We start from the raw sequence: 9351 nt of genomic DNA, 5'->3' as shown, positions 1-9351 counted from the left end.
AGCGCTCTTTCTCCATAGTCTAATCCCAGACACCGCGGCTTCCTCCTTCCGAGGTTTGTCAACGCGGGCCGCACGCCTCGCCGGAAGGAAAGGTTGCACCCCGGCCCGCATCGAAAAACCTTCAGGAAAGCCGTCATTCGCTTCGAGTGCGAGAGCTTAGGTGCATCGAGAAGAAAGCGGACCTTCGAGCCGGGCGTGTCGGGCACGCTGTTCAAGCACCGCCGTACCACCCTATGCTGCCAAGCTGACCACCTTGATTTGACCATCTTCAAAAAGGCCTTTGGAAAGAAGCTCCGCACGTGCGTCGGCTGGGCTTGGTGTGAAAAGGAGAATTCGCAGGTTCAGCTCCGCACGCGAAAAACACACGTAGGCCAGCTTTCTACCGCGATCGAATTGGCCTTCGGTGGGTTCCCCGATCGTTCTTGGGGTTAGCAACTTATTGAAATTGTAATGGCTCCAACGAGCTTCCACATCGTCGAACACCACGACCACATTGGGGTATTCTTCACCCTTCACACCGTGTTGCGTACTAAACGGCGTGTTCTCAGAAATAAAGTCGAAGTACGGGGAAAGCTCTTCTGTGCTCATGGCAAAAAACGCGTCCGCGAGCCAGTCTCCTTTCTCTTGACTATGGAGCTCCTTGTCGAAGGCTTCTGATCGCGGATCTCGGCTGAGGTGCTCAACCAAGCGATTCGGCATTCGCGCCAACCCCAAATCCTGAGCCAAGAGCAACACTTCTTTGACGGTACTCGAAGCCCAAGTAGCTTCGAGCTTCTCAATCGCATTTCTCGACAGTTCAATCATTTTGCCGAGGCTGAGGTTGCTATTCGGACCATCAGCAGAAAAGCTCGGGCTGTTTGCGCGAAGCAGATCGATGACGCGACGTTGATCTCCGTCCTGTTGAGCTCTGATTAGTGGCAAAATCAACTTAATAAACGGTCGCACTAGAACGTGATCCCCTGCCTCAAAATCATCTTGGGCCCTTGAAGAGGCAAAATCACCAGTGAAAAGAGAATTGAGTTGTTCGAAACCCAATCGGCGGGCAATCATTTGGCGCACCAGGAAAAGCAGCGTGACGTCTTCGCGCGCAGTCCAACCCCAGCTCTCGATAGCTTGGTCCATTTTCTGCAAGGCACGGTCGCGCTGCTCGCTGGTGTAGGTTCTTCTCGGTCCTTCGGGAGTTTCGGCTTCAACGAGAACCATTTCTACACTCCCTTCTATATCAGCGGCTTTGCCGGATGGAACTTGTTCAACATCGGTTCGAAAAGCGTTGAGGAGACCAACGACTTGCGGGCTACAACGAAAATTCTCTGTTTTGGTAATCGACAAACCTTCTTCAGGAGGCGAAAAATCTCCTGCACGTCCATCATAAATCTGTTGCCAAGGATCACCGAAGTAACCGACCAGGGGTAGCCCCACGCCTGCGCCTAGCTCGTTCAAGCCTTCGACGATCGAAACGAAGGTATCTTGGGCTTCATCCACAAAAATGAAAGGGTAGCGCGAACCAAGGATTCGTCGAAAAACACTCTTTTCACCAAGGAGATATCCGGCCACTGCGATCACATCGTCGTGACCTAGCAAACCTTCGCTGAAATTGCTGAAGTTGGAGTCATCATAGGCCCATGCGCTCGCGTCAGCTAAAGCCTCAAGCTCCCCTTCTAGTTTTTCCGCTTTCTGACGGGCGGCAATAGCCGTTTTGGATGCTCCGCCGTTGTCTTTGTCTCGAGCGGACTCAATGTGCTTTGGAATGACGAAATGGGTCAAAGCTTCATGGATATCAACTTGAAACCGCCCCATTTCACCCCAAAGAAAACTATGCAGCGTGGAGACCTCGAACAACTCGTCAAAACCCAGCCGTTCTCGTATGACCGCCACAGCTCGTTTGGTGTACGTAATGCAGGCCACACGCTGACCTTGCTTGAGTAGCGACGAGCCAAATTCTTTTCGGACATGCTCCAAAGCCGAAATTAGTGAAGTGGTCTTCCCAGCCCCCGCACCGGCAATCATCGCAAAGCTTCGGCCTTCCTCAAGGCACTGAGCAACTTGTTGGTCGGCTTGGGTTGGAATGAGATTAGGCATGACTATTCAATCTTATGATCATTGTTGAATCGATACAGTCGTTTCCAGCCAAGCGAGGCCTTCGGAGATGTAACTCGGCACCTGCCAGTTTTCTTCGCCAGCCAGGACGTTCATCGCAAAGTCAGTCTTCTTAAATGAGCTGGATTTCACTCGTTCATATATCGCCTGATATGCTTCCCCAAGTTCTTGAGGTACCTCGATGCCCAAAACCAAGTCGCCGCTACGAATCTTGGAGAAATTCTCATAGGCGAAGCTTTCCTCTAGCGTTCGCGGGCGCATAGGCAAATCAATGTCGTCTTCTGAAACCAAAACATCCAGCTGGTAGACGATCGCTCGATGGGGCGCGTTTTGGCATTTTTCATCAAATGGTCGGTCGATGAGTTCTTGGACGGTGGAAACATCCAACATTGTCTTCAATGAAGCATTAGAGGTCAGCGCGTTGGGAGTGTCAGCTCGAACGGCTGGATGCCGCCCTTCGGGAGATACTGAATCCAGATCGGTAATCACAAGGCATGGGATGTGAAGGAAGCGGATCAACTCATCGAACCGATGGGCGTACGCTCCCCCGATTTCGAGAATTGTGAGGAACGATTTTCTCAGATCTGGAGCCGCCTTTTGGATCATCTCTGGCAAAAGCAGTTTCTCCACTGCTCCTTCCACCAAAATCGCCGCGTCGGCGAAGAATAGGTCACAGTGGGTCAATCGCAGGTAGCGTTCCAAAAACTCTAGAGCCCGCTCTTCAGAGTCTTCACCTTCTCCCAAAGGTGACGGCGCAAAATCACGCAAACTCTTCACGGTAGACGCATTCATCACAGGGCAAGTCTCAGGATCATCCGTGGTGAGGTGAGATCTTCTGAAATACCTCACTTTGGAGAAGTCGACGGCATCGAGAATGTGCGACGAATGCGTTGTCACAACCATTTGAGGAACTTCGCCCTCGTCACCTTCGGCCTTGGCCGAAGAGTCTAAAACATCCCAGATGTTCTGGATAAAGGTTTGCTGGACCTGAGCATGGAGGTGAACCTCAGGTTCTTCAATGAAGATCACCTGGCACAACGGACGGTCCTTTGGAGTTCGCGCCCATTGCGAGTAGAAGTGCTTTGCTTGGATGGCCATGAAGATGAGGTTTTTGAACCCAAGGCCATTGTACTGCTCTGGCAGCTCGTGTGCCTTATCTTCATCAATGTACAGTAAGTCAGTATTGCCTCGTAAGGCCGTTTCTGGACTTAGGGTTGAGACCAGTTTCAAGTGCCGGTCATTGACGGCGGGAACGCCTAGCCCTCCGATCATATCCAGAAGAGGCGAGAACTGTTCCTCGTAGTGGTCGGTTAGATTGTTGTTGTTTTGGTCGATGATTTCAAAGGCCGCTTGAGCAATATCTGCTTGGTCGAGGTTTTTCTCATAGTACCCAGCAAAGGCTGCCGACAAACGATTGCTGCGATGGCTGTCGTGGTCATCAATGTTTCGCTGTGCGTCAACAAAGTCTAATCTTAGCAGACCCTTAACCAGTTTGCGCCCTTCATGTTTCTCAAGGGGAGTGGCATCAGGATTGTCTGTGCCGTTGTAAGCCAACGCAAAATATTGCGTTCCAAAATGTCGTTTGAACATCCCATCGGTTGCAAGGAATTTCGAGAGCTTGTGTTCAGTGCCCTCTTGGTCTGCGTCGGGATATGCCGCCAAGAATTCACCCCTGAGCTTTTCGGCATCGTCCACCAGCAGACGAAGGCGAACCCCGATTTCGTCGAAGTCATCGGACATTCGCGGCAACAGAGCTGCCGCTCGGCCATATTCGATGCTCTCGGGGTCAACTTCGAACCAAATATCTAGGTCAATACAAGGAAAGTCCTCAACCTCACCTGACTTTCCGAACTGATCTATTAAGGGGATGCAACCAACTGAAAAATCGTGAACGTTGAAGTCTTTGCCGGCAAGGAAACAGCGCATTATGGCAGTTGCCGAAGTCTTGCCACTATTATTTGAGCCGACAAAAACGGTTTCGGTCTCTTCAAAGTCGATCTCAACACTTTCAAGCCGCCGAAAGTTTGTGATCGCTACCTTTCTTATTCTCATAATCAACTACTTCAGATGTGAAAAATACATCTTTAGAGTGTACCGAGCTTTCGACATTTTGTCACCAATAGCCCAGACAAAGGCTTGGTGCATCCAAAGCAACGCTCAGCTGAACGTCGCGCCTCTTCCAGCGGGCCACCAGTAGCGGGAAGTTCCAAAGGCTTTGCTCCGGGTGAAGAGTTTCACCTTGAGGTTGGTTATGTCGTATGGCCCGGACATGGTGAGTTCCTTCCACCGCTTCGACTTTCGCCAGTAGCCACCGTGATAGTGCTCTTCCCCATATTCGTCACAGCGCGTGGTTTCTACTACCCAGGTATGATGATCGGAGAATTCACAGTTCCAGAAGCACCCTTCAAACGGATCATACATCCAGAAGCCTTTGCCCATGTTGAAACCACTAATCCAGTTTTCGAAAGGCTGAGATGAGTACTGCTCAATCTTCCAGCGGTTTTTTCCATCCGGTAAGGCTTTGTTTTTGGCGTTCTTAGTCAGAAACCCAATCCAGAACTGCGCAATTCCAGCCGATGCGTATGCCCGCGCCCGGGCTTCGAGGTTGTCCAAGTCAATGGTGGAGTGCTGCAATTCGATAGCGATAGCCTGTCCTGTGTCCGGGTGCCACGTCATTACATCCGCGCGCCGGTCCCCCATTAGCGTCTCCACCACGAACTCAACTTCAGCATTCAACCCGCGCTCTTTAAGCGCGTCCGCTACCAGCGCTTTCGAGTGCCTGTGAGCGTAGGTTTCACCCTTACCCCATGAACAGTCAACCGGTGGCTTGTGGGCGAAGTGTGCAATGACCCGACGCCCACGCTTCAAAACGACTTCGGCATTGCAGGCGGGGCAGCGGTGCTCTTCACCCCGTATGGCATTTCTTGCGTCCACCCTGACGCCATTCTTGGAGGCTACTAACATCTTAAATTGCGCCCCTTGCCTCAAAGCTATCATCCGGGCTGACGATGTTACTTTCGCTTTTTTTGCCTGCAGCGAACTTCGGCGATACGGGCTGTAACTGCAGCATTCCAATTTGGCGCCAGAGGTTGGCTATGGCCCGCCTTACCCGCACGGTTTAAAGTAGGCTTGGTGAGGATGGGACGAAGACTCTTTGGTCCGCAAGATAGGGCCGCATTAGCTAGAACTCTCCAAGATCATGTCCTTCCAGCGGGCTGTCGGTCAAAATCACCGCAATGTCTCCGATCGTGCAACCAGTCTCGTGGATCGATGAGCCTCCTTCCCATGTTACGCCATCAACCAGAAACTGGCACTTAGAAGTATCGAGAATGTCGGTTAAGAGCGTATCCATTGACCCTGAGCCCAAGGTCCAAGACAATGGGAAACCAAGCGCCTCAACATCGAGGTTTTGTAGGACAACAGTCTTGTCGTTGGCGGAGAGTCCGTGAGGCTGTAACCAAGAGCCATGTATCTGAAACAACAGATCATTTCTTTCAATCGCAGCTCTCGACGACCGTGTGTTCAAAACAGCGGTTATTGGATCGAAAAAAGACTGATTTTGCCTTTGCGCATAAAGTCTTGGTAGCGCTGTCAGATCAGGTTCATCCCAGTGGTCTGGTTCAGCATATATCACTATGTGGTAGATGCTTACTGGAACGACACCGGCATCCCAAATTTCTTTTGAACAAGGTCTTTCAGTCCTAGAAATGCATTCAGACGCCGCCAAGTAGGAGACTGTCTCCAGCCTGGGGTCCCTGCCACCCCAGTCAGGGTTGTTGCCGGCGGTCGAGACCGTCGCGTCCGATGATTGGGCCCCCCGGTCCAACAAAATATAGTTACAGAAGGCTTCGGACTCATCCTTGCAGTTGTAGTCCAAGCCGTGGTTCCAACTGCTATTCAAGTCTGAAAGCAGCTGCCTTGTCACACCTATTCCACTGTTATCGAAGTAACCGCCGTCCACATATACGTTGTACCGAGTCCCGTCAAAGCCTGCGTCTTCAAATGAAAGTGACTCAGCAAGCAATCCTGACGGTGTCAAGAATGGAAACCTAGCCGACAGGCTAGAACCGCTCGCAAAACTAAGGTTCGCCGGTACAGACCCATTGTTGGGGCGAAACGCATCGTTGCGTGATGACCCAGTGGTTAATCCTCTGGTAGTCGAAAATGGCGATACAATCTCAACTCTGCCGCTTGCCAGATTTGTTGTGTTGATCAGAATTACAGGACTATTGCCATCTGGTCTCCAATACTCACCTACACCAGAACCCAATTCCGCAAAGTCAAGCTCGGCGGTGAAGGTGCTTTCGAGAACCTCAGAACTATCGTTCAAATCAAAGACGTATCGGGTAAAGAAGTTGGGAATGTTACCAAACAGGAACGAACCCAAAATGGGTGAAAGAAAGTCCTCTGCGAACTTTTGCGGTCGCTCTGAAGACTTAAGGTTACAACTCTCGATTCTAGTGGTTTGGCCGTAACTGCTCTGATCAGCTACATAAGCAGCCGAGCCGACCGAACCGCCAGAAACTGAGCTTATCGAAAAAACATGCTGGCGAAAGTTTGGGCAAGTCTCAGAAAAAATGTCTAACGCTGCATAGGCGTGCGCCGCCGCATAAATTCCTCCCCCCTCGGCAGATACAAGGAATACTGGATAGGGCAGACCGGTCTCTGCGTAGGCCGCAAGATCAGGTCGTGCCATCAGCCACGCGACGAAAGCGCAGTTTATGTCCGACCTATACTCACACTCTCTAAAATTTTCATCGGGCCCAAACCAAACTTCTGCGGGTTCAGCGTCTGGCAGCGTTCGAACGTAGCTCTCTGAGGGTGCCACTATAACTATGACTAGGATCGCTGTAATAGTTCCTAAAAGTGCTGCAGGTCGGAGAAACCAAATATAGGTAAAAACGGCAAAGACCGTTCCTACGAAGATTGCGGCTAGAGCTGGAGCGCCCAAGAAACGAGGAACATCGACTTCAGAGATACCAACCAGTATGACGAGCAACACGTAGGTCCCAAGCCAAGCCATGGCGTTAACGCAAAGAGCCGTTTTGGTATCAGAGGGTGCCCGAACGGCAAGGTATGCGGTAAGTAGGCTTCCGGCTATAGCTAGGATGAAGAAGCTTACATGAAGCAGATAATTAAAGCCTGAGGTGCGCGAGAAATAGACCTGCATTGGCTGCAGCAACATCAAGCACAGAAAACAAACTGGAAAAACAAAGATGACTAGCTTCCGGTCAAGGTGAATTCTCATTTCAATAGTCCACAGTAATTCTCAAAAATTAACGAAGCGAGTATGTGAGCGAGCCTAAAATTTGCAAAGTGAAAAATGTCCGTCTGTCTGGTCCCGAAGAGTTCATAGTTGGCAGTCCTTACCACCTACCAAGTATCCAATCAGCGGATCACTCGAACAAGGCCGGATGCCCCTTTCCAAAGTCCGCTTTGAAAAGCCGCAAAGCAGCATCGTCGACCCATGATGCACGGCAGCATTGGGCCGCGATACGCACCAGACGATTCCCCGTTCAGCCTAGACCGCTGATCCTAGAAGTCCGTCAGAGGTTGGTCTAAAGGTTCTTCATGTTATTCAAGGACTTTGACCAGAAAGACTGGACGACGCGACTTTCAAGTGCTCTCAACAACCTTGAACGGGCACAGCGACCTTTCTTGGACTGGTACTTCAGCGCAAGCGGCTACACACGGATCATTCGAAACGGCCGTGACGAGACACCGTATCCCAGCGATGCCATCCAGAAACTGTACAATGATGCTTTGTTCGAGGCTCGCTACAAGAACACTGATCATTTCAAGAAGCTGAAGGCTGCAATTGACCCGGTTCGTGGGGTTCTTCGAGATCATCCCACAATTTCGCGCGCGTTGGGCAACAACCTGGGTCGAGACGAGTTTCAGGTCGGTGTTTTGAACCGCACGTCAATGACGACCCTGAGCCAATTGATTGTCGGGCTAATGGAGGCACAGAAAGCGGGATCAAAGGAGCCCTTCATGGATCCAGCTCGCGATCTGAATGCACTTCTGAAACTGCCAATCGAGCAGGACGATAACAGTCAGAAAAACTCACTAAGTGAGGCGCTAGATGTCGCCGTGTATCACGGGATCTGCATTGAAAGCGAAGTCGAACTTGGAGAGGGGTACGCGCTCATACCCTGCAAACAGCTGTCTGCACACATTGAACTCGAATGGCTCAAGGACGTGGCTGCGCAACAGGTCAGTTGGCGGCGTCTGGAGCCCGTGTTTGGGATTGCTCGAAGGTTTCCGTGGAGACCAAGGCTTGGAGATTTGCACAATCCCCCAAACACACAAACACGGAACTTTCCCCCACTTTTTCATCGTTGGGCGGACGAGTTGGCCAATCTACTTTCAGTGGATCTGAGCCGTCGCATCTCATGGTTAGCTACTTTTGAAGGATGCATTCCACGCCGCGCTAGTGGCCTACTCGGCTCACATCATGATTCTGCCCAGACCCATAGCGGCCGTTCAATCAGCCACTTGTTCTCAGCGTTTGAAAAGACCCCGGCAGTTGACGCGGCGCAGATCGAAGTAATCAAAGACCTCTTCGCGCGCAGGCGAGAAACCGAGTATCCAGACATGGCTCCGATCATTCATAGACTTGCCGAAGCCCATCGGCGTGATGGGCGGTTCTCCTCAGAGGACAAGGTATTGGACTTGGCAATTGTGTTTGAGCGCTTGTTCAAACCTCGGGGGCGATCGCTAAGTCGAGACTTGGAGAATGCGGCAGCCGACCTCCTAGCAGCAGACGATGAAAACAAGACAGTTATCAAGGAGCAGGTGAGGCACTTCTACAAGGTTCGTTCAGCCATCATACACGGCCCGCGTGATGACAAACGCAGACGCCTGATCAGTCAGGCAGGAAGGGCCTGGAAGGATGGAGAACTGATAGCTCGTGCAGCGCTTTTGAAACGCATCCAGTGAGCAAACGGCTCGCATACTCAGCCAACATTGGGCAGATCGGTTATGGAAGAAAGCCAACGCTCGCTCTGCGAAAGCTACGCCCCAGTCGATACCTATCTGATCTACATCCCTTTTGGGCTAATCCTAGAATGTCGGGAATCGCTAACTAAAGTTCTGGCGGTTCGCAGTAACTCGATGACAGGTGATGAAGGTCAGCTACTACATATAGTGCTACATCCTTTATTGGTTCGCGTCCGGGCTGATCATGCGATGAACAATCCGAAGAGATTCAATGGGTTGGTAGCGAGTATTCCGCCAGGAAAAAAGATGCGC

Annotated in this window: 5 protein-coding genes; 1 reads left to right on the top strand and 4 read right to left on the bottom strand. The window is 51.3% G+C overall.

Annotated elements, in window-relative coordinates; translation table 11 throughout:
* Nucleotides 1–231: 231 nt before the first annotated feature.
* The 4 genes from KIN_RS21875 to KIN_RS21860 form a co-directional block, all read right to left on the bottom strand.
* Nucleotides 232–2079, bottom strand: a complete 1848-nt coding sequence (locus KIN_RS21875) for a UvrD-helicase domain-containing protein (RefSeq protein ID WP_159811188.1) — start codon at nucleotides 2077–2079, stop codon at nucleotides 232–234.
* A gap of 18 nt (nucleotides 2080–2097) precedes the next feature.
* On the bottom strand, nucleotides 2098–4149 hold the full coding sequence (locus tag KIN_RS21870) for an ATP-dependent nuclease (RefSeq protein ID WP_159811186.1): 2052 nt from the start codon (nucleotides 4147–4149) through the stop codon (nucleotides 2098–2100).
* A 105-nt stretch (nucleotides 4150–4254) separates the two neighbouring features.
* The gene (locus KIN_RS21865; protein ID WP_159811184.1) at nucleotides 4255–5061 is read right to left on the bottom strand and encodes a competence protein CoiA; all 807 of its coding nucleotides are present in this window, start codon (nucleotides 5059–5061) and stop codon (nucleotides 4255–4257) included.
* Nucleotides 5062–5278: 217 nt separating this feature from the next.
* A complete protein-coding gene (locus KIN_RS21860) occupies nucleotides 5279–7345 on the bottom strand; it encodes a hypothetical protein (RefSeq protein WP_159811182.1) in 2067 nt (688 codons plus the stop codon).
* A gap of 515 nt (nucleotides 7346–7860) precedes the next feature.
* On the opposite strand from KIN_RS21860, the gene KIN_RS21855 reads away from it, so the two are divergent.
* Nucleotides 7861–9039: a HEPN domain-containing protein gene (locus tag KIN_RS21855; protein WP_159811180.1), complete on the top strand. Its 1179-nt coding sequence runs from the start codon at nucleotides 7861–7863 to the stop codon at nucleotides 9037–9039.
* The last annotated feature ends 312 nt before the right edge of the window (nucleotides 9040–9351 follow it).

This window comes from Litoreibacter roseus (assembly GCF_009811795.1).
GTDB classification, from domain to species: Bacteria; Pseudomonadota; Alphaproteobacteria; order Rhodobacterales; family Rhodobacteraceae; genus Litoreibacter; species Litoreibacter roseus.
Note: the sequence above shows the minus strand (reverse complement) of the source record. Positions and strands in the feature narration are given on the sequence as shown.

Excerpts from the sequence above, each read along its gene's own strand:
- KIN_RS21875 (WP_159811188.1), bottom strand. The coding sequence starts at position 2,079 with ATGCCTAATCTCATTCCAACCCAAGCCGACCAACAAGTTGCTCAGTGC.
- KIN_RS21865 (WP_159811184.1), bottom strand. The coding sequence starts at position 5,061 with ATGTTAGTAGCCTCCAAGAATGGCGTCAGGGTGGACGCAAGAAATGCC.
- KIN_RS21870 (WP_159811186.1), bottom strand. The coding sequence starts at position 4,149 with ATGAGAATAAGAAAGGTAGCGATCACAAACTTTCGGCGGCTTGAAAGT.
- KIN_RS21860 (WP_159811182.1), bottom strand. The coding sequence starts at position 7,345 with ATGAGAATTCACCTTGACCGGAAGCTAGTCATCTTTGTTTTTCCAGTT.